Here is a 19,930-nt window from a genome sequence, read left to right as displayed (position 1 = left end):
ACATCCCCGGCTGCGAGCACGCACGCAGCTAGCCGAGCTGTCCGCCGGCCCGCCCTCTCCGATCCGTTTCCACGGCGCGCAGATAGTCCAGCATCAGGCGGCCGGTTGCGGACAGGTGCGCGGCATCGCGGACCACGATCTTCAGCTCGCGCCGCCCCCAATCGTCCCGCAGGGGGATGGCACGAAGACCCATGCCGGCGCCGACCACCGCGAAGGCGCGATCGGGAATCAGGCCGAGGCCCATATTGGCCTGCACCATGCGGCAGACTGCATCGAAGCCGGGCACGTTGATGCGCAGCCGCATCGTCTTGCCGGCTTGCGTCGCCGCATATTGCGAGCGCAGATAGATCGAGCTCGCGGTGTGCAGGCCGATGTGGTCGAAATCGAGCGTCTCGGTGAACAGCAGTTTCCCGCGGCCGGCCAGCGGATGGTCCGGCCGCATCACGACAACCAGATTGTCGTAGCGGTAATGAAAGGTTTCGAGCGCGCGGCTGTCGGCCTCGGCCGAGCAGATGCCGAGCTCGGCCGCGCCCTCCTCGATGCCGCGCACCACCTGCCCGCTCGGCCGCTCCTGCAGATCGACGCGGAGCAGCTCGTGCGCCGCGAAGAAGGCGGAGAGGTCCTCGGGCAGATACTGCACGATCGCCGAGAGGTTGGCGAGCATGCGGACATGGCCGCGCACGCCTTGCGAATATTCCGACAGCTCGACCGCGATCTTCTCGACATTGAGCAGCGTGACCCGGGCGTGATGCAGCAGCGCCTCGCCGGCCGGCGTCAGCGCCATGCCCTTGGCGAGCCGCTTGAACAGCGTGACGCCGAACGCCAGCTCGAAATCATTCATCCGCTTCGACACTGCGGAAGCCGCGATCCCCTCGCGCTGCGCGGCGCGGGTGAGGTTCTGCTCGTCGCAGACGGCGACGAACAGGCGAAGCGTGGTGAGATCGACCCGGCGGGTGAGCGCGGTCTCCGCCGGCGTGGCGGCGCGCGGGATGTCGACGTCGATGGAGGCAAGCGGCATGAGCGATGTCCCCGCGGAAAGACCGCAGGGTAGCGCTGGAGGTGGCGCGGAAGATTCCAAAGCAATGCGGGATAAAGCGGATTGTTGGGAAATTACTCCAAAAATGAAGCAGAACTACGAATTCCATCCCAAGCCGATTGAAGAGCGAGGCGTCGGCGCCCCCGCCGTCGCTCAGCGACGGAGCTTCTTTTCAAGCACGAAGCGCCAAACGCGCCGCTTCCAACGCGCCGATGATGCGATCCAACTCCTCTGCTCCGAATACGACCTCGATATCTCCATTCTTTCGCAGCGAGACGGCCAGTCCGACTGCGGCTCCGGTCACGCGGACGAGCACCAGCCCCTCATCTCCTAATTCTTTGTCGACAAAGCTGATCGCGGGAACGTTCACGATGCACTCCAGCGGAAAGGGTAGCGCAGGTTAGCGAAGCGTAACCCGCCATCTCGGTTCCGCGCAAGGAGCGGCGGATTACGGCTGCGCCTAACCCGCTGCACGCAATCTCTCACCGTCACCCCCGCGCAAAGGCTTTGCCTTTGTCGCTGGAGGTGCTCGCGTAGCGAGCCTCGAAGGGCGATGGCCCGGCTTTTTCCGCGAGGCGACCGCCCCGCGTTGCAACGGTGGGGCCGATTCATCCTTCGAGGCTCGCTTCGCTCGCACCTCAGGATGACGGATTTAGATCTGCGCACCCAAACAAAAACGCGGCGCCGAGGCGCCGCGTTTCCGAATGCTTTGATCGAGCGAACGGTCAGCCCGCGACCTTGGTCGCCGGGACGTCGCGCTGGCGCTTCATCACGATCTTGTTCAGCGCGCCGAGATAGGCCTTGGCGGACGCGACCAGCGTGTCCGGATCGGCGGCGCGCGCGGTCATCGAACGGCCTTCATGGGCGAGACGCACCGAGACTTCGGCCTGTGCGTCGGTGCCTTCGGTCACGGCGTGGACCTGATACAGCTCCAGCTTGGCCTCGTGCGGCACCAGACGCTTGATGCAGTTGAAGACGGCATCGACCGGACCGTTGCCCTCGGCTTCCTCGATCTTGATCTGGCCGTCGACGTCGAGCTTCATGGTCGCGCGCTGCGGACCATGGGTGCCGGCGATCACGGTCAGCGAGGCCAGCTTGATGCGGTCGTGCGCGGCCGCCATCTCCTGGTCGACCAGCGCCTCGATGTCCTCGTCGTAGATGTCCTTCTTGCGGTCGGCCAACGCCTTCATCCGCGTAAAGGCGTCCTCCAGCTGGTTGGCGCCGAGCTTGTAGCCCATCTCCTCCAGCTTGTGGATGAAGGCGTGGCGGCCGGAATGCTTGCCGAGCACCAGCGAGGACTGCTTCAGGCCGACCATCTCGGGCCGCATGATCTCGTAGGTCGAGGCGTCCTTCAGCACGCCGTCCTGATGGATGCCGCTCTCATGGGCGAACGCGTTACGGCCGACGATCGCCTTGTTATACTGCACCGGGAACGAGGTGGCGGCCGACACGACCTTCGAGGCGCGGGTCAGCTGGGTGGTGTCGATCTTGTTCCAGTACGGAAACTTGTCGTTCCGCACATTGATCGCCATCACGATCTCTTCCAGCGCGGCATTGCCGGCGCGCTCGCCGATGCCGTTGACGGTGCACTCGACCTGACGCGCGCCGCCGACGATGCCGGCCAGCGAGTTCGCGACCGCCATGCCGAGATCGTTGTGGCAGTGCACCGAGAAGATCGCCTTGTCGGAGTTCGGCACCCGCTCGATCAGCGTCCGCATGAAGTGGGTGTATTCCTCCGGCACGGTGTAGCCGACGGTGTCGGGGATGTTCACCGTGGTGGCGCCGGCCTTGATCACCGCTTCGACGATCCGGCACAGATAGTCCATCTCGCTGCGGGTGCCGTCCTCGGCCGACCATTCGACGTCGTCGATCTGGTTGCGGGCGCGGGCGACCATTGCGACCGAGGTCTCCAGCACCTCCTCAGGCGTCTTGTTCAACTTCACCCGCATGTGCAGCGGCGAGGTCGCGATCACGGTGTGGACGCGGCCGCGGCGGGCGAACTTGACGGCTTCGGCGCAGCGGTCGATGTCGGCCGGATGGGCGCGGGACAGCCCCGCGATGACCGCGTTCTTGGAGCGGCGGGCGATCTCGCTGACTGCCTGGAAGTCGCCTTCCGAGGTGATGGGGAAGCCGGCCTCGATGACGTCGACGCCCATATCGTCCAGCAGCTCGGCGACCTCGAGCTTCTCCTCGAAGGTCATGGTGGCGCCGGGGCACTGCTCGCCGTCGCGCAGGGTGGTGTCGAAAATGATGACGCGGTCCTTCTCGGACTTGTTCACGGTGGCCATGTGAGAAATTCCTTTAAGCTTCTGCGCCCGTCATGTTGCTCCTTGAGCAATTACTGGGCGATTATCAGGGTCCGGTGATCTCGTACAAACCCCTGAGTGCCCAGGCGCAAACGCCCAGCCGGCCCTCAGGGGCAGGTAAGAAGAAGGCCGCCAATAAGCAGGGTGGGCGCCGCGGCCGGGATCGTGGCGGTAGCCTGGGCCACCTCCCCCGAAATCCCATCGATTTGGCCGCGAATCAGCATTGCCAGACCCTGTTGAGCGCCGAAATCCTCGGTCAAAACCCTTGACGATTGGTTGCCGGGACGCGCTATGCGTCGTCGTTCTAGACGATTATGGCAAGCCGCCGCAATGGGTAAAGATGGTCAACGGGGTTGACCTATCAACGGTGAGCATATGGGACAGCCGCCACGGTAAGGGGTGCACTGGTGGAAGGGTTCCCTCCCCCCTTGCGGGGGAGGGTTAGGGAGGGGGGTGCCGACGCGCTCCTTCGATTTGGCTTTCGACGATGCGCGGTCGAGATTGCGAAAGCAGCGCTCCCACCAACGATCGCGCCCGGGGCCTACCCCTCTCCCCAACCCTCCCCCGCAAGGGGGGAGGGAGCCAAACCGATGTGCTCACCTCACACCTGCCACCTCACCTCCGCCCGCGCGAAGACGCGCGCAGGCTCGACGGCGAGCGGCCATAGAGACCGGCGAAGGCGGCGTTGAAACGGCGGACGCTGCCGAAGCCGGCGCGGAAGGCGATCTCGGTCATCGCGTCATCGGTGGTGTCGATCAGCCGCTTGGCGCGCTGCACGCGGCGGGTGGTCGCGACCTGCTGCGGGCTGGCGCCGACATGGCGCTCGAACAGCCGCCCGAGATGGCGCGAGGTGATGCCGAGCCGGTCGGCCAGGGCAGCAACCGAGCCGCGCTCCAGCGCGCCGCCGTCGATCAGCTTCAGCGCGCGCGCAACTGTGGAGCGCGTGCCGTTCCAGGCCGGACAGAACGGCGCGGTTTCGGGACGGCAGCGCAGGCACGGCCGATAGCCCGCCGCCTCGGCCGCGGCAGCTGTCGGGTAGTAGGTGACGTTGCGCGGCAGCGGGTGCTTCACCGGACAGACCGGGCGGCAATAGATCCGGGTCGTCTTCACCGCGGTGAAGAAGCGGCCGTCATAGCGCGCGTCGCGCCGCAGCCGCGCAGCGTTGCAGACCTCGAAGCTGAGCATGGCCGCACACTAGCGCATCGCACGATCGGGGAAAGTGGCCGGCGATGATGAGGTCCGATTTCGGCCAGCGTGCCTCGCCGCGCTGCCCTAGATCGAGCCGATCGGTCACCCCCTGGAGACATCGCAATGACGAGCCCAACCAACAAGCAAATCGTCCTCAACGCCTGGCAGACGTTCAGGACCCGCGACGCCAACCTGATCGCCGCATTGTTCGCACCGGATGCCGAATGGATCGCGCCGGCCCGCAACGCCACCGCGGTCGCGCTCGATCACACCGATCACATGATCGGCGCGGATGCGATCGCCCGCTTCATCGCAACCGAGATGCATCGCCTGTTCACCGAGATCGACATCGCGTTCCGCGCCGTTCATGCCGACGGCGACAGCGTGATCGTCGAGGAGCGCATGCGCGCGACGCTGCCGGACGGCCGGCGCTATGACAATGACTACTGCTTCGTGTTCGTGGTCGAGGCAGGCCGCATCAAGCAGGTTCGGGAATACATGGATACGCGCAAGGGCTGGCAGATGGTGTTCGGAGAGGCTGCGGCGTGATTGGTGCACCTGCGCCGACACTCTGGCGCTCTTGTGAGGGACGCACAGGCGAAGGGTTCCCTCCCGCTTGCGGGGGAGGGTTAGGGAGAGGGGTGGCCGCATGGCGCCCTCTCTCGATGTACGCTTCTACAACAACGCACGATCGAGATTGCGAAGGCGACACTCCCACGATCATCTCGCCTGGGGCTTAGCCCTCTCCCCACCCTCCCCCGCAAGGGGGGAGGGAGCCGAAGAGAGTGCTCGCCTCACGTGACCCTGTCGGTCCTCACATCGACAATCGACGCCGGGACAAAGGCGGGCGTGACTCCCCCGCAGCGAAACCTTTCCTACACCATGACTCCGTGCGTGGCAGCGGCGTCAACCGCGGCACGTACGCGGCCGGGCAAATCAATCTTTGCTCAACTGGTTGCATCTAGTGTGCCGGCGGCGACCGGGTGTTAGGGCGCGTCCTTTGGTTGGTTAAGGAGATATCAGGATCATGCCCACGACGAACCTGGCCGATGGGCCCAATCAGCGCCAAGCCGGCTTCAATCTCTTCCTGGTCGGATTCCTGATCCTGTTTCTCGAACTGGCCTGCATCCGCTGGTTCTCGGCCAAGGTCGTGTTCCTGCAATTCTTCACCAATATCGTGCTGCTCGCGGCCTTCCTCGGCATGTCCTGCGGCTGCCTTGCCGCGCGGCGGACCACCAACTGGCTTGCGCTGTTTCCGGGGCTCGCCCTCGTGACCTTCGCTGCAGTGGCCACGATCATGGTGCTGTATTCCAACTGGGGCCAGTTCGCGGTCGACGTCGGCCATCAGGCCTCGCCCCAGGAGGTGTTTTTCGGCACCGAGTATCGCAACCCGGATCTCGCCAAGTTCGTCGTGCCGATCGAGGCGATCGCCGGGCTGTTCTTCGTGCTGATCGCGCTGATGTTCGTCGGCCTCGGCCAGACGCTCGGCCGCGCCTTCGACGCCTACCCCAACCGCGTCGCCGGCTATTCGCTGAATATCGGCGGCAGCCTCGCGGGGATCGTCGGGTTCTCGCTGCTGTCGTTCGCGCAGGCACCGCCGGTGGTCTGGTTCGGAATCAGCTGCGCCGGCATCGTCTACCTGCTCTACCAGGACAAGGCGCTGTCGATCCTGCGCCTTGCGACGATCATCATCGTGGTGGGATTTACCGCCTACTACACCGATCGTTCCGACAGCCACGACATCCGCTGGTCGCCCTACTACGCCGTCGACCTCAACAAATCGAACGGCGTGATCACCGTCAACAGCATCGGCCATCAGGAGATGATGCCGTTCAGCGAACGCGGCTCGTCCTATTCACTGATCCACCTGCTGCAGAAGCACAGCGGCGGCGCGCCGTTCAAGAACGTCATGATCATCGGCGCCGGCTCCGGCAACGACCTGGCGCACGCGTTGCGCTTCGGCGTCGAGCGCATCGATGCAGTCGAGATCGATCCCGTGATCCAGAACATCGGCATCCACAACCATCCCGACAAGCCCTATCAGGACCCGAGGGTGGTGCCGCATCTCGACGACGGCCGGCATTTCCTGCGCACCACCGAACGCAAATACGATCTGGTCGTGTATGCGCTCGTCGACTCGCTGATCCTGCACAGCGGCTACGCCAACATCCGCCTCGAAAGCTATCTGTTCACCGAACAGGCGTTCCAGGACGTCCGCCGCGTGCTGAAGCAGGACGGCGTCTTCGTGATGTACAACTACTATCGCCAGGGCTGGATCGTGCAACGCGTGGCCGAGATGGCCAAGCAGGTGTTCGGCTGCGATCCGCTGGTCCTGCCGCTGCCCTACAAGGAAACGCTGACCTCGTCCGAAGCGGTCGGCTTCACCACCATCATCGCGGGCTGCAATCCGCGCATCTCGACCGCATTCCGCGACCGCGGCCAGTTCTGGCTGAACAGCATTCCGCCGGAAAACCTGGCGGTCAACGGCTTCGACAAGCCGCAAGAAAAGGGACAGGACAAGGGACAGGGCAAGGCTGCCGCCCAGCACGGCGACTGGGTGCCGCTGGCGCCGGCGAAACTGGTGGTCGACAATGATGGCGCCAAGCAATCGACCAGCGACGACTGGCCGTTCCTCTATGTCAGCGGCCGGCTGATCCCCGATCTGACCGTTCGCTCGATGATCCTGCTCGGCGTGCTCGGGCTTGGCCTCGTCTATCTGTTCAAGCCGAAGGGCGCCTGGCGGCCCAACAACCGGATGTTCTTCCTCGGCGCAGCGTTCATGCTGCTCGAGACCAAGGCGGTGGTGCAGATGGCGCTGCTGTTCGGCAGCACCTGGCTGGTCAACTCGGCGGTGTTCTTCACCGCGTTATTGTTGATCCTCGCCGCCAATTTGTACGTGATCAAGGTGCCGTCGACCCGGCTGGCGCGGCACTATGCCGGGCTGCTGGCGCTGCTGGCGGTCTCGGTGCTGGTGCCGCTCGACACGTTCCTCAGCGGCGGCATCGTCTGGCGCTACGTGATCCCGTGCGCGCTGGCGCTCGGCCCGATGTTCTTCGCCGGCGTGATCTTCGCCCGCTCGTTCCGCGACGAAGCCAATCCCGATCAGGCGTTCGGCTCCAACATCGCGGGATCCGTGATCGGCGGCCTCGCCGAGTCGTGCTCGACCCTGCTCGGCTTCCGCTATCTCCTGATCGTCGCGATCGGCTTCTATCTGCTGTCCGCCTGGATGCCCTCGCGGAAGGGATAGCGGCGGCTGGTGCACTTGATGCCGCGCGGGAGTAAGGGACGCACCGGAAGTAGGGTTCCCTCCCCCCTTGCGGGGGAGGGTTAGGGAGAGGGGTGCCGCACGGCGTGCTCTCGGTTTGTCTGTCGACGACGCTCGAGATTCCGAAGGTGCTCACGTCGATCATCTCGCCCGGGGGCCACCCCTCTCCCCGCCCTCCCCCGCAAGGGGGGAGGGAGCCTGACCGGCGTGCTCACCTCACTTGATGACGACGCGAACGACAGACGGCGCACGCTACTTCTTGGCGGGCGCCTTCTTCTCGGCTGCGCCGCCCTTGGCTTCCGCTTCCAGCGCCGCGCGGACGCGCTTGAATTCGCTCAACTCGGCCTTGTCGACCTCGGGGAATTTCAGCTCGAGCCTGTCGAGCGCATTGACGATGGTCGAGCCGATCACGACGCGGGCGAACCATTTGTGGTCGGCGGGCACGATGTGCCAGGGTGCCTCCCCGGTCGCGGTGTGGTGGATCATGTCCTGGTAGGCGGCCTGGTACTTGGCCCACAGCGCGCGCTCGGTGACGTCGGCCATCGAGAACTTCCAGTTCTTGGCCGGCTCCTCGAGCCGGTCGAGGAAACGCCGGCGCTGCTCCTCCTTGGAGACATGCAGGAAGAATTTCAGGATCATGGTGCCGTTGCGGGACAGATAGCGCTCGATCGCGGAGATGTCCTCGAAGCGTTCGCGCCAGATATCCTTGGTCACCAGCTTCTTCGGGAGCTTCTGCTTGCCGAGCACCTCTGGATGTACCCGCACCACCAGGCATTCCTCGTAATAGGAGCGGTTGAAGATGCCGATGTGGCCGCGCTCCGGCAGCGCGATCATGGCGCGCCACATGAAATCGTGGTCGAGCTCCTTGGTCGAGGGCTGCTTGAACGAGGAGACCTCGCAGCCCTGCGGGTTGACGCCCTCGAACACGCTCTTGATCGCACTGTCCTTGCCGGCGGCATCCATGCCCTGGAAGATCAGCAGCAGCGACCAGCGGTCCTGGGCGTAGAGCTTCTCCTGGAAATCGTTGAGCCGCTTGCGGTTGGTCTCGATGATCTTGCCGCCGGCGTCCTTGTCGATGCCGCCCTTCTCGGCGGTCGGATACGATTTGAGGTGAAATTCGCCCGACCCGTCGAAACGGAACGGCGCGACGAAGGGCTTCAGTTCATCGGCGAGCGATGGGGACGGTTTGCTGCTCATGGCCTCTCGACGGCTTGCGTGGCGATTTGATCCGGTCGATCACGCTACCAAGAATGCCTTTGGGCAGGAAGATGATGAAAAGCACCAGCAGCACGCCATAGACCAGATTGTCCCAGCCGACCGCCTTGGTGCCGAACGAAATGCGCAGCACCTCCGCCAGCACGATGGTGATGACGGCCCCAACCGTCGGTCCCAGCGCCACATAGACGCCGCCGACGATCGCCGCGAACACCATTTGCAGCGAGACCGCGATGCCGCTCACCGTGTCCGGCGAGATGAACATCTGGTACTGGCAGTAGAGCGCACCGGCGAGCGCGGTCATCAGCGCGCTAATCAGGGTGATCTTGAGCTTCTCGGCGGTGACATTGACGCCGGCCGCGGCCGCCGCGTCCTCATCTTCCGAGATCGCCTCCATGGCGTGGCGGATCATGCTGCGGTCGATCGCGCGCCAGATCACGAGGCCTGCGACCCAGACTGCGAGCGCGATCAGATACCAGGTGATCTTGTCGTCGAATTGCAGCGCCAACAGCCCCTTGCCGCTCGGCGCGCGCTGCGGCGTGTAGCCCAGCGAGCCGCCGGTATAGTCGCGGGTCGCGGTGATGACCTGGAGCACGATGCCCGACAGCGCCAGAGTCACCAGCACGAAATAGTGGCCGGTGATGCGGAAGCGGAAGCAGGGATAGGCGACGACGAGCGCGAGCACACCCGCGGTCGCCATGCTGAGGGGAATGCCAATCCAGGGCGAGACGCCGAGGTGATTCCACAGCAGCGCGGTGACATAGGCGCCGATGCCCATGAAGCCGCCATGGCCGAGCGAGACCAGGCCGAAGCGGCCCATGATCGACCACGACGTATAGGCGAACGACCAGATCAGGATCAGCACCAGCACGTGCAAATGATAGGGGTCGCGGTGCACGAAGGGCAGCGCGACGAGCGCGAGCAGCGCGATGATCCAGCCGGCGGCCTGCCTGTTCACGAGCGCCTCGCCAAGAGGCCCGCGGGCCGGATGAACATCATGACGATGAAGAAGGCGAACGCCAGCACGTAGCCCCATTCGAGATCGGAAAACAGGCCGCCGAGCGAGATGATCTCGGCGAACACGAAGGCCGCGATGAAGCCGCCGATGAAATTGCCGAGCCCCCCGAGCACGCAGATCAGGAAGGTGATCGGCCCGAACGACAGCCCGACGAACGGATGCACGTCATATTGCAGCACCAGAAGGCACGCGGCGAGCCCGGCGAGCCCGCCGCCGATCGCCGAGGTGACGAGATAGATCCGCTTGGGATCGACGCCCATCAGCGGCATGATCTGGCGGTCCTGCGCGATGGCGCGGATCGCGGTGCCGGTGAAGGTGCGGGTCAGGAACAGATAGACCCCGATCATGCCGACCAGCGCCGCGCCGAACGACAATAGTCGTGCGTAGCTGAAATTCATCTCGCCGAGCGCCAGCACCGGCAGGCGGATGCCGAGATTGCGGAAGTCGATGCCGAAGGCGACGGTGGCAAAGCTCTGCAGGATGAACAGCACGCCGCCGGTGGCGAGCAGCTGGTTGATCGGCGGCGCGGTCAAGAGCGGCGCGATGACCAGGAAATGCAGCGCGGCGCCTAGCAGCGCCACCAGCAGGATGACGAGCGGCGCGGCGGCCCAGTATGGCAAATGGAACACCTGCACGAGGTAGTACATGCCGTACATGCCGATCATCACGAGCTCGGCGTAGCAGATCCAGGTGACGTCGATGACGCCGAAGATCAGGTTGAGCCCGAGCGCCAGGAGCGCCAGCACGCCGCCGAGCAGGATGCCGTTGATGACGGCCTCCAGCAGGTAGATGTCGAAGATGTCGAGGAAGGATTGCATGGCCGCTGCCTTTCTTACCTCTCCCGCTTGCGGGGGAGGTCGGATCGCATCTTCAGATGCGATCCGGGTGGGGGCTCTTTCCACAATGCGATTCGCGGAGAGACCCCCACCCCAGCCCTCCCCCGCAAGCGGGAGAGGGAGAGTACCATCCGAGTTGATCCAATCATCCCCTACACCCCGAGATACGCCTGCTTGATGGTGTCGCTCGCCGCGAGTTCCGCCGCCGTGCCGGCGGCACGGATGCTGCCGGCTTCCAGGAGATACGCGCGGTCGACCACGCGCAGCACCTGCTGCACGTTCTGCTCGACGATCAGCACCGTCAGCCCACTGGCGCGGATGCGCTTGACGAGCTCGAACACCTGCTGCACCACGACCGGCGCGAGCCCGGCCGAGGGCTCATCGAGCAGCAGCAGTTTCGGGTTCGACATCAGCGCCCGGCCGATCGCGCACATCTGCTGCTCGCCACCCGACATGGTGCCGGCCATCTGGTGGCGACGCTCCTTCATGCGCGGGAACAGCTCGAACACGAAATCGAGCCGCTCGGCGTAGTGTGCGCGCGCGCCGGGCATGTAGGCGCCCATCTTCAGATTGTCTGCCACGGTGAGCCGCGGAAACAGCCGGCGGTTCTCCGGCACATGCGCAATCCCGAGGCTGACGATGCGATGCGCCGGCGTCTTGACGACGTCGGCCCCCTCCATCGATATCTTGCCGTTACTCGGGCGGATCAGGCCCGAGATCACGCGCATCAAGGTGGTCTTGCCGGCGCCGTTCGGACCGATCACGCCGACCGCCTCGCCCGCCTTGACGTCGAGGCTGACGTCGAACAGCGCCTGGAAGCTGCCATAGCCCGCGTCGATCGATCGGAGCTCCAGCATGCCGGTCACGCCCCGATCCGGCGGCGCGCCTGCTCGGCGACGGCGGCAGCCAGGCTCGCATCCGCATCGGTGCCGAGATAGACTTCGATCACCCTGGCATCGCCGGCGACATCGGCCGGCAAGCCTTCGGCGATCTTCTCGCCGTGATCGAGCACCATCACCCGGTCGACCACCCGCATCAAGACACCCATGATGTGCTCGACCCAGATGATGGTGATGCCGAGCTCGTCGCGGATCCGGCGCAGCATGTCGGCGGCCTGGTCCATCTCGGTCTCGTCGAGACCGCCGAGGCTTTCATCGGCGAGCAAGAGTTTCGGGCCGGTGGCGAGCGCCTTGGCGAGTTCGAGCTTCTTCAACCCGGCGGCGCCCAAGCCTTCGACGCTGCTGTGGCGATCGGTCGGCAGGCCGACCATCGCCAGCGCGCGCTCGGCCGCCTCCTCGGCCTTGCTGCGGCTGTGGCGGCCCTGGCCATAGAAGCCGGCGAGCACGACATTCTCGAAAATGCTCAGCCGATGGAACGGCCGCGGGATCTGGAAGGTGCGGCCGATGCCGCCGACGATGATCCGGTGCGGGGCGAGGCCTGCGATCTCGCGGCCGTCGAACAGGATCGAGCCCTCGGTCGGCGGCAGCGTGCCCGACAGCATGTTGAAGATCGTGCTCTTGCCCGAGCCGTTCGGGCCGATCAGGCCGAGAATCTCGCCCTGCTCGACGCGGAACGACACGTTGTTGACGGCGCAAAAGCCGCCAAACCGCTTGACCAGGCCTTCGACGGCGAGCACGGCGTCCCTTTCGCGAGCGCTAGAGCAGGAAGAAGTCAGGTGGAGACAGCTTGGCCGCGGACTCGCTGCACCTCTCCCGCTTGCGGGGGAGGTCGGAACGCATCGAAGATGCGGTCCGGGTGGGGGCTCTCTCCACAATGAGACTCGCGGAGAGAGCCCCCACCCCAGCCCTCCCCCGCAAGCGTAGGGGAATCGCATATGGCTGTGGAGTGGTGTTGCCAAGCGGTTGGAACTGGATTCTTTGGGTGTCTCTCGATTCCCGAGGGAGACCGGAATGCGCAAGCTCAAGCGCCTGTTTCGTCCGCTCAAAGACCCGCGCGCCAGCAACACCCGACACGATCTGGTTGAGATTCTCGTCATCGCCTTGGCGGCGACGCTGGCTGGCGCCAAGACCTGCACCGAGTTCGAGTTCTTCGGCAAAGGCCGAGAGGAGTTGCTGCGGCAATTCCTGGAACTCAGATGCGGTATCCCCAGCCACGACACCTTCAGCAACGTCTTCCGGGTGCTGGACCCGAAGGGGCTGGAAGCGGTTTTGCGCAAGTTCAGCAAGGGCTTCGGCATCAAGGGAGTAGTCAGCATCGACGGCAAGGCTCTGCGCGGGGCCTACGCGCGTGGACGGCAGGCCACGCCGTTGCATATGGTCAACGTCTGGGCCGCAGGCACGCGCATGGCGTTGGCTCAGCGGAAGGCTCCCAACCGCAACGAGGTTGCCGGCGTTCTCGAAGTCCTTGCCCTTCTCGATCTGGACGGTGCTCTTGTCACCGCAGACGCCTTGCATTGCCGACCCGACACGGCACAACGCATCCGTGACCGGAAGGGTCACTACGTGTTGGCCATCAAGAGCAATCGCGGTCGGCTGTTCAAAGCCGTCAAGACACTGCTCGACACCGTTCAAAAGCCGATGCGGGCGAGCCAGCGACCGACATCCGCTCACGGCCGCATTGAGCGCCGGCAGGCCACCGTCGCGCCAGCGCCGAACCTGGCAAAACAATACGACTTCCCTGCTATCGCCGCCGTCGGCCGGATCGACAGTTGGCGCGCCAGCGCCGGCAAGGCCGCTAAGCACACGGCCCGATATTTCTTGGCCTCGCGCCTGCTGTCGGCCAAGAAATTGCTCGACGTCGTGCGCGCCCACTGGGGGATCGAGAACAATCTGCACTGGGTTCTCGACGTTCTGTTCGATGAGGATGCCTGCCGCAGCCGCAAGGGTCATGCCGCGGAAAATCTCGCGGTCATGCGCAAGCTGGCCATCAATGCCCTGCAGGCAACCCCAGGTCCGTCTCGCATCAGTCACAAAATGCTCCAGGCCAGATGGAACAACGAATTCTTTCTCTCCGTACTTGGCCATATGCGATAGCCCTACCCGCAAGCGGGAGAGGGAGCGCAGTTTTTTCGCGGCAGCTATTCGATCTAATGTCATCTTGTGCGAGCTATTTGTAGCTGTAGGTGGTGCCGGCCGGCAGCGGCAGCACGGTCTCGCGCTGCATCTGGCTCTTCGGCCACACCACATAGGATTTGTCGTCGATATATTGCAGCACCACCGGGAACGAGCGCGCGTTCTGCCCGGCGTACTGCTCGCCCTCGCCGTAGAACTTCACGCCGTAACCGAGCATGGTGCCGCCCTCGGGAATATCGGTGTCCAGCGCGGCCTTGCGCAGCGCATCCGGATCGATGCCGCCATACTTCTTGATCGCGCGCGGCAGCACGTCGTCGAGGAACACGTAGGCGTTGGCTGCGCCGATGCCGACATGGGCGGAGCGGATCGGCACGCCCGGCTTCAGCCGATCAAACTCCTCACCGACCATCTTGATGACCGGCGGCAGCTTGGCATCCATGCCGTTCTGGTTGGCGAGCCAGATCGAGATCGGGTCGGTGTTGAAGAGATAGTTGGCGTCGGCGCCGAGGCCTTCCTTCAGCTTCTCATAGACGCCATAGCCGGCGCCGTGGCCGACGATGGCGCCGAACTTCAGCCCCTGCTCGCGCGCCTGGCGAAACAACAGCGTAATGTCCGGATTGTAGCCGGTGTGGAAGATCACATCGGGCTTGGCGCGCTTCAGTTTGGTCACCAGCGCCGACAGATCGGGCGCGGTCGCCGAATAGCCCTCCTTGAGCACGATGTTGAAGCCGGCCTTCTTTGCACCGGCTTCGTTGCCCTTGGCGACGTCGACACCATAGGCGCCGTCCTCATGGATGATGGCCACGCGGAGGTCTTTCGGCTCCTTGCCGAGCTTGGACATCGAGTATTGCGCGATGAAGTCGGTCGTCATCATGCCGTACTGGTTGCCGGCGGCTTGCGGGCGGAATACGTATTTGTAGTTCTTGCCGTCGAATACGCCCGAGGAGATGCAGGTCGTGATCCACATGAACTTCTTCATCTGGTCGACCCGGGCCGCCACCGGCACGCATTGCGCCGAGGAGAAGAAGCCCATCACCATGTCGACCTTCTCCTGCTCGAGCAGGCGGACGGCCTCGTTGATGGCGATGTCGGGCTTGCTCTGCGCGTCGGCATAGACGGCCTCGACCTTGTACCCTTCGACGCCGGTCTTGGCGTAATGGTCGAGCATGATCTTGACGCCGGTATATTGCAGCTCGGAGCCGCCACCGGCCAGCGGTCCGGTCAAATCGAAGATCACGCCGATCTTGATCTTCTTATCTTGCGCCTGCGCGGTACAAGCCACACCGAGCACCGCAATCGCGACAGACAGACCCGCGAGCCAGCGGGCAGCCCTCCTGACTGGCATGAATCCCTCCCCAGAGATTGTGCACTGCATTTTTTGTTTTCGTGCCGCCCTATCACAAGGGGAGCGGCCGATGATGTCAAGCGCGATGGCTGCGTCCGCACGGCGCAGGCCTGATCAAAGCTTCAGCAAATGGTCGCGGACGCACGGGCGGGTCGATAGCCAACCATTTCATTCCGCCGCGATCGCCGGTTCGACCGGGCGGGGGACGATCTTACGGGCTCGGCTGCGGCTGAAGCGGTGCAGCGCGAGGTAGACCACCGGCGTCGTGTAGAGCGTCAGGAATTGCGACACCAGCAGGCCGCCGACGATCGCGTATCCGAGCGGCTGGCGGATCTCCGCGCCGGTCCCATGCCCGAGCGCAAGCGGCAGGGCGCCGAGCAGCGCCGCGAACGTCGTCATCATGATCGGGCGGAAGCGTTTCAGCGCCGCCTGGAAGATCGCCTCCTCCGGGTCCATCGCCTCGGTCAGCTCGGCATGGATTGCAAAATCGATCATCATGATCGCGTTCTTCTTGACGATCCCGATCAACAGGATGATGCCGATCAGCGCGATGACGCTGAGCTCGAGGTTGAACGCCATCAGGATGAGAAGCGCACCGACGCCAGCTGAGGGGATCGTCGAAAGGATCGTGATCGGATGGATCAGGCTCTCATAGAGCGCACCGAGGATGATATAGACCGCGATCAGCGCCGCGAGGATCAGGAGAGGCTGGGTCTTGAGCGAGTCCTGAAAGGCCTGGGCATTGCCCTGGAACGTGGTGATCAGGGTGGCCGGGACGTTGAGGTCACGCTTTGCCTTCTCGATCGCCTCGACGGCCTGTCCGAGCGCTGCACCTGCAGCCAGATTGAACGACAGCGTGATCGCCGGGAACTGGCCCTGATGGCTGACCGATAGCGACCGTACGGTGCGCTTTTGTTCGACCAGCGCGCTCAGCGGCACCTGCCGCCCGCTGCTGGATGGCACGTAGATCAAATCGAGCGCGCCAGGATCGAGCTGGAACTGTGGATCGACCTCCAGGATCACCCAATAGCTGTTTTGCTGGGTGAAGAATTGCGCGACCTTGCGCTGTCCGAATGCATCGTAGAGCGTATCGTCGATCGCCTGGGTGGCAACGCCGAGCCGCGATGCCGTATCTCGATTGATCTCGAGCCGCAGGGTCGGACCGGCGATCTGCTGGTCGGTCGCGACGTCGCGCAGCAACGGAATTCCCTGCAAGGTGCGAAGCAGGAGCGGCGCCCAGTGATCGAGCTCGTCGAGATCGCTGTCCTGGAGCGTGAGTTGATACTGCGTGCGGCTCGCGCGTCCGCCGACATTGATGTCCTGCGACGCCTGCATGAACAGCGCAATTCCCTGCACGGCGGCAAGTTTCGGCCGCAGCCGGTCGATGATCTGGCTCGCATTGGCATCGCGCTGGTCGCGGGGCTTGAGATTGACGAACATGCGGCCGTTATTCATGGTCTGGTTGACGCTGCCGACGCCGACCGCCGACATCACGCCGTCGATGCCGGGATCAGCCAACAGAATGCGCTCCAGCTGCGATTGCCGCTCCAGCATGGCTGGATAGGAAACGTCCTGCGAGGATTCCGATACGGCGACGATGAATCCGGTGTCCTGCTGCGGAAAGAAGCCCTTCGGAATCAGGACATAGAGATAGCCGGTCAGGATGATGGTCGCGATGGTCGCAGTCAGCGTGAGCCGCCGGTGACGCAGCACCCAGCGCAGGCCGGATTCGTAAGCCGCGAGCATGCCATCGAAGAACCTCTCGCTCAAAGCATAGAGCCGGCCGTGCCGCTTGCTCTTTTCCTCCTGCAACAATTGCGCGCACATCATCGGCGTCAGCGTCAGTGAGATGACGGCCGACACCAGGATCGCCACGCTCACCGTGACGGCAAATTCGCGGAACAGCCGCCCGATGATGCCGCCCATCAGCAATACCGGAATGAACGCCGCGATCAGCGACAGGCTCATCGAGATGATGGTGAAGCCGATTTCGCGCGACCCCTTCAGTGCAGCCGCAAGCGGCGAGTGGCCCTGCTCCAGGTAGCGCGCCACATTCTCGACCATCACGATGGCGTCGTCGACGACGAATCCTGTCGCGATCGTCAATGCCATCAGTGAGAGGTTGTCGAGGCTGTAGCCGAGGACATACATCACCGCGAATGTGCCGACCAGCGACAACGGAACGGTGATGCCGGGGATCACGGTGGCCCAGGCGTTGCGCAGGAACAGAAAGATCACCATCACCACCAGCGCGATGGTGAGCATCAGCGTGAACTGAACCTCCTCGACCGAGGCGCGGATGGTCTGGGTGCGGTCGGTCACGACATGGACATCGACGGCCGACGGGATCGAGGCCTTCAGCCGCGGCAACGCCGCCTTGATGTGCTCGACGGTGTCGATGACGTTGGCGCCGGGTTGCCGCTGAATGATGAGGAGGGCCGACGGTTGTCCGTTGAAGGTGCCGGACCCGCGAATGTTTTCGGCGCCGTCCACCACGGTGCTGACGTCGCCGAGCCGGACCGGCGAGCCGTTGCGCCAGGCGACGATGACCGGCCGATAGCCCGCAGCATTGAACAATTGATCGTTGTTCTCAAGCGTGAAGCCCTGGTGCTGGCCGTTCAGCGTGCCCTTGGGGGCGTTGAGCGTGGCGGTCGCGATGGCCGACCGCAGATCCTCAAGGCTCAGGCCGCGGCCCGCGAGTTCGAGCGGATTGGCTTCAACGCGCACAGCGGGCTTTTGTGCGCCGGCGATCAGCACGGCACCGACCCCGTCGACCTGGGAGAGTTGCTGCGCGAAGATGTTGTCGGCAAGATCGCTGACCGTCGTCATCGGCAGGGTGTCCGAGGTCATCGCCAGCACCATCACCGGCGGGTCCGACGGATTGGTCTTCCGATAGGTCGGCGGTGACGGCAAATTCTTCGGCAATTGCCCACCGGCGGCGTTGATCGCGGCCTGCACATCCTGTCCGGCAGCGTCGATATTGCGGGCAAGGTCGAACTGGATCGAGATCACCGATATTCCAATGCCGCTCACGGAGGTGAGCTGGGCTACGCCCGACATCTGCGCCAGCTGCCGCTCCAGCGGGCTTGCCACCGAAGAGGCCATCGTCTCCGGGCTCGTGCCCGGCAACTGGGCCGTCACCTGAATGGTGGGAAAGTCGACCTGCGGCAGCGGCGCGACCGGCAACAGCAGATAGGCGACGAGGCCGACCATGGCGAGACCCGACATCGCCAGCGCAGTTGCGATCGGACGTCGGATAAAGGGCTCGGAAATATTCATCACGTGTCGCCTTATTCTCGGCCCTGGGCCGTGGACGCGGCGTGCTCCCGCGCGGGACCGGGCGCGGTCACGACCCGGGCGCCGGGCCGCAGCTTGTAATGGCCGTCGACGACGATGGTTTCATGGGCAGCGAGACCGCTCTCGATCAGCGCCTCGCCGTTGCTGCTGGCGGCGATCCGCACGAGATGGGGTTCGACCGTGGAATCCTGCCGGACGACGAACGCGTAGCTGCCGTTAGGTCCCGATTGCAGCGCGGATTCCGGCACGACCGGTCCGCGGCGGACGCCGAGCAGCAGACGGGCGCTGACGAATTGGCCGGGCCAGAGCCGCCCGTCGAGATTTTGAAAGATCGCTTTGAGCCGGATCGAGCCGGTGCCTTGATCGATCTGGTTGTCGATCAGTTCGAGACGGCCTTCGGCAAGCTTGATGCGGTCGTCCTGATCGTACGCCGATACGACGAGCGTCCCGCCCCGCATCGCATCGACGATCTCCGGGAGATATTTCTGCGGCAAGGTGAAGATCACGCCGATCGGCGCCACTTGCGTGATGACGACAAGTCCGCCCGGATCGGAGGCATGAACAATGTTGCCCTGATCGATCAGGCGGATGCCGGTGCGGCCGGCGAGTGGCGAGACGATCGTCGTATACCCCAGCTGCACGCGCGCATTGTCGATCACCGCCTGATCATGCGCGATCGCAGCCTGATATTGCGCGACCAGCGCTTCCTGGGTATCGACGCTCTGGCGGGTGGCGAACTCCTTGACAACGAGCTTGCTGTAGCGCTCCAGGTCCAGCCTGGCATTGGCGAGCAGCGCTTCGTCGCGCGCCTTGTCGGCCTCGGCCTGATGCAGTTGCGCCTGATAGGGCCGCGGATCGATCTGCGCTATCAGGTCGCCGACCTGTACATCCTGGCCTTCGCGAAAGGCGATCTTTTGCACCTCGCCATCGACGCGCGCTTTCACGGTCACGGTGTTGTAGGCCTGGACCGTGCCGAGCCCTACGCGCGAAATCGCGAAGTCCTGATCCCTCACCACACCGGCCGTCACAGGCACCGGCCGCGCAGGTGCGGACTTCGCGGCCGGTTTCATGACGCTGGACGGAATGCCTTCGCGCCACAGATAAGTGCCTGATACCGCGAGCACGGCTGCAGACAGGCCCGCAATCCATAGTTTAGGAGCGTTCATCGTGTTGTCCTGTCATGGAAGGGGCTGACTTGTCCTTCCGCCGGCGCGTCCCTCGGAACGGAGCCATTATTTATACGACGTATAACTTATACGGCGTAAAAGCAAGGACTGATGCGGCAGAACGCCGATCGGGAGCTTGGCTCACAGGATCTTGAAGGCCGCCGACGCCCGGAGGCAGTCGGACGGCGAGAAGGCGGAGCACGACTACGCTGTGCATCAGACCGAA

Annotated in this window: 15 protein-coding genes; 3 read left to right on the top strand and 12 right to left on the bottom strand. The window is 64.3% G+C overall.

Annotation, left to right across the window (positions count from 1 at the left end):
• Window positions 1-28: 28 nt before the first annotated feature.
• From AAFG07_RS13720 to AAFG07_RS13705, 4 genes are all read right to left on the bottom strand, one after another.
• Window positions 29-1,018 carry a LysR substrate-binding domain-containing protein gene (locus AAFG07_RS13720; protein ID WP_342727733.1) on the bottom strand — a complete coding sequence of 330 codons (990 nt, stop codon included), beginning with the start codon at window positions 1,016-1,018 and terminating at the stop codon, window positions 29-31.
• Between the two features lie 190 nt (window positions 1,019-1,208).
• Complete coding sequence (locus AAFG07_RS13715) at window positions 1,209-1,406, bottom strand: hypothetical protein (RefSeq protein WP_342727732.1); 198 nt, start codon at window positions 1,404-1,406, stop codon at window positions 1,209-1,211.
• Window positions 1,407-1,761: 355 nt separating this feature from the next.
• Window positions 1,762-3,324 carry a 2-isopropylmalate synthase gene (locus tag AAFG07_RS13710; protein ID WP_342727731.1) on the bottom strand — a complete coding sequence of 521 codons (1,563 nt, stop codon included), beginning with the start codon at window positions 3,322-3,324 and terminating at the stop codon, window positions 1,762-1,764.
• Between the two features lie 633 nt (window positions 3,325-3,957).
• The gene (locus AAFG07_RS13705) at window positions 3,958-4,527 is read right to left on the bottom strand and encodes an Ada metal-binding domain-containing protein (protein ID WP_212310436.1); all 570 of its coding nucleotides are present in this window, start codon (window positions 4,525-4,527) and stop codon (window positions 3,958-3,960) included.
• Between the two features lie 126 nt (window positions 4,528-4,653).
• Between AAFG07_RS13705 and AAFG07_RS13700 the strand changes: the two genes are divergently transcribed.
• Together AAFG07_RS13700 and AAFG07_RS13695 are read left to right on the top strand one after the other, a co-directional pair.
• Window positions 4,654-5,079, top strand: a complete 426-nt coding sequence (locus AAFG07_RS13700) for a nuclear transport factor 2 family protein (protein WP_342727730.1) — start codon at window positions 4,654-4,656, stop codon at window positions 5,077-5,079.
• 478 nt (window positions 5,080-5,557) lie between these two features.
• Window positions 5,558-7,777, top strand: a complete 2,220-nt coding sequence (locus AAFG07_RS13695; RefSeq protein WP_342727729.1) for a hypothetical protein — start codon at window positions 5,558-5,560, stop codon at window positions 7,775-7,777.
• A 270-nt stretch (window positions 7,778-8,047) separates the two neighbouring features.
• Here AAFG07_RS13695 and AAFG07_RS13690 read toward each other — a convergent pair whose 3' ends face one another.
• The 5 genes from AAFG07_RS13690 to AAFG07_RS13670 all read right to left on the bottom strand — a co-directional run bounded on the left by AAFG07_RS13690 (window position 8,048) and on the right by AAFG07_RS13670 (window position 12,500).
• Complete coding sequence (locus AAFG07_RS13690; protein WP_342727728.1) at window positions 8,048-8,992, bottom strand: polyphosphate kinase 2 family protein; 945 nt, start codon at window positions 8,990-8,992, stop codon at window positions 8,048-8,050.
• On the bottom strand, window positions 8,958-9,968 hold the full coding sequence (locus AAFG07_RS13685; RefSeq protein WP_342727727.1) for a branched-chain amino acid ABC transporter permease: 1,011 nt from the start codon (window positions 9,966-9,968) through the stop codon (window positions 8,958-8,960). Before AAFG07_RS13685 ends, AAFG07_RS13690 begins: the two co-directional genes overlap by 35 nt.
• On the bottom strand, window positions 9,965-10,846 hold the full coding sequence (locus AAFG07_RS13680) for a branched-chain amino acid ABC transporter permease (RefSeq protein ID WP_342727726.1): 882 nt from the start codon (window positions 10,844-10,846) through the stop codon (window positions 9,965-9,967). The genes AAFG07_RS13685 and AAFG07_RS13680 overlap by 4 nt, the downstream gene beginning before the upstream one ends.
• A 170-nt stretch (window positions 10,847-11,016) precedes the next feature.
• Window positions 11,017-11,721, bottom strand: a complete 705-nt coding sequence (locus tag AAFG07_RS13675) for an ABC transporter ATP-binding protein (protein ID WP_342729148.1) — start codon at window positions 11,719-11,721, stop codon at window positions 11,017-11,019.
• Between the two features lie 5 nt (window positions 11,722-11,726).
• Window positions 11,727-12,500, bottom strand: a complete 774-nt coding sequence (locus AAFG07_RS13670) for an ABC transporter ATP-binding protein (protein ID WP_173637918.1) — start codon at window positions 12,498-12,500, stop codon at window positions 11,727-11,729.
• Between the two features lie 274 nt (window positions 12,501-12,774).
• Between AAFG07_RS13670 and AAFG07_RS13665 the strand changes: the two genes are divergently transcribed.
• Window positions 12,775-13,857 (top strand): ISAs1 family transposase, encoded by a 1,083-nt coding sequence (locus tag AAFG07_RS13665; protein ID WP_342724545.1) that lies wholly within the window; start codon window positions 12,775-12,777, stop codon window positions 13,855-13,857.
• A gap of 73 nt (window positions 13,858-13,930) precedes the next feature.
• On the opposite strand, the gene AAFG07_RS13660 is transcribed toward AAFG07_RS13665, so the two are convergent.
• The 3 genes from AAFG07_RS13660 to AAFG07_RS13650 all read right to left on the bottom strand — a co-directional run bounded on the left by AAFG07_RS13660 (window position 13,931) and on the right by AAFG07_RS13650 (window position 19,704).
• Window positions 13,931-15,241, bottom strand: coding sequence for an ABC transporter substrate-binding protein (locus AAFG07_RS13660; protein WP_342727725.1), 1,311 nt, complete (start codon window positions 15,239-15,241; stop codon window positions 13,931-13,933).
• A gap of 168 nt (window positions 15,242-15,409) precedes the next feature.
• Window positions 15,410-18,520, bottom strand: a complete 3,111-nt coding sequence (locus AAFG07_RS13655; protein ID WP_342727724.1) for a multidrug efflux RND transporter permease subunit — start codon at window positions 18,518-18,520, stop codon at window positions 15,410-15,412.
• 11 nt (window positions 18,521-18,531) lie between these two features.
• The gene (locus AAFG07_RS13650) at window positions 18,532-19,704 is read right to left on the bottom strand and encodes an efflux RND transporter periplasmic adaptor subunit (RefSeq protein ID WP_342727723.1); all 1,173 of its coding nucleotides are present in this window, start codon (window positions 19,702-19,704) and stop codon (window positions 18,532-18,534) included.
• Window positions 19,705-19,930 lie beyond the last annotated feature (226 nt).

Origin of the sequence: Bradyrhizobium sp. B097 (genome assembly GCF_038957035.1) — a bacterium.
Classification (GTDB): domain Bacteria; phylum Pseudomonadota; class Alphaproteobacteria; order Rhizobiales; family Xanthobacteraceae; genus Bradyrhizobium.
This window is presented reverse-complemented; position numbering and strand designations above follow the sequence as displayed.

Coding starts and splice junctions, on each gene's coding strand:
- AAFG07_RS13720 (WP_342727733.1), bottom strand. CDS start 1,018: ATGCCGCTTGCCTCCATCGACGTCGACATCCCGCGCGCCGCCACGCCG.
- AAFG07_RS13710 (WP_342727731.1), bottom strand. CDS start 3,324: ATGGCCACCGTGAACAAGTCCGAGAAGGACCGCGTCATCATTTTCGAC.
- AAFG07_RS13705 (WP_212310436.1), bottom strand. CDS start 4,527: ATGCTCAGCTTCGAGGTCTGCAACGCTGCGCGGCTGCGGCGCGACGCG.
- AAFG07_RS13700 (WP_342727730.1), top strand. CDS start 4,654: ATGACGAGCCCAACCAACAAGCAAATCGTCCTCAACGCCTGGCAGACG.
- AAFG07_RS13695 (WP_342727729.1), top strand. CDS start 5,558: ATGCCCACGACGAACCTGGCCGATGGGCCCAATCAGCGCCAAGCCGGC.
- AAFG07_RS13690 (WP_342727728.1), bottom strand. CDS start 8,992: ATGAGCAGCAAACCGTCCCCATCGCTCGCCGATGAACTGAAGCCCTTC.
- AAFG07_RS13680 (WP_342727726.1), bottom strand. CDS start 10,846: ATGCAATCCTTCCTCGACATCTTCGACATCTACCTGCTGGAGGCCGTC.
- AAFG07_RS13675 (WP_342729148.1), bottom strand. CDS start 11,721: ATGCTGGAGCTCCGATCGATCGACGCGGGCTATGGCAGCTTCCAGGCG.
- AAFG07_RS13665 (WP_342724545.1), top strand. CDS start 12,775: ATGCGCAAGCTCAAGCGCCTGTTTCGTCCGCTCAAAGACCCGCGCGCC.
- AAFG07_RS13660 (WP_342727725.1), bottom strand. CDS start 15,241: ATGCCAGTCAGGAGGGCTGCCCGCTGGCTCGCGGGTCTGTCTGTCGCG.
- AAFG07_RS13655 (WP_342727724.1), bottom strand. CDS start 18,520: ATGAATATTTCCGAGCCCTTTATCCGACGTCCGATCGCAACTGCGCTG.
- AAFG07_RS13650 (WP_342727723.1), bottom strand. CDS start 19,704: ATGAACGCTCCTAAACTATGGATTGCGGGCCTGTCTGCAGCCGTGCTC.